Source organism: Streptococcus danieliae (genome assembly GCF_013415245.1).
In the GTDB taxonomy this organism is placed as follows: domain Bacteria; phylum Bacillota; class Bacilli; order Lactobacillales; family Streptococcaceae; genus Streptococcus; species Streptococcus danieliae_A.
In genome coordinates this window covers 1-324 of record NZ_JACBXX010000017.1, presented here as the reverse complement: position 1 = coordinate 324, position 324 = coordinate 1, and the positions used below count along the sequence as shown (strand labels likewise).

Here is a 324-nt window from a genome sequence, read left to right as displayed (position 1 = left end):
TTGGTGAAACACCATCCGCAGAGAAATCAATTGGTAATATGTCTGAGCTTCCAGCAGGTACTAAGGTAGAATTCGAAACTCCAGTAGATACCAGCAAGTCAGGTGATCAACCAGTGACTGTAGTTGTAACCTACCCAGATGGCTCGCAAGATAAGGTTCCAGTAACTGTTAAGGTTGAAGAGAATCCAACTCAAGCAGCTACTAACGAACCAACTCCAGCTGAACAAGTTGTTAAAGTTGGTGAAACACCATCCGCAGAGAAATCAATTGGTAATATGTCTGAGCTTCCAGCAGGTACTAAGGTAGAATTCGAAACTCCAGTAG

At 43.2% G+C, this 324-nt stretch carries 1 protein-coding gene; it reads left to right on the top strand.

The annotated features are described in order from the left end of the window. Nucleotides 1-324, top strand: a 324-nt coding sequence (locus HZY94_RS00055) for a Rib/alpha-like domain-containing protein (protein WP_257151887.1), incomplete at both ends; no start/stop codon positions are given.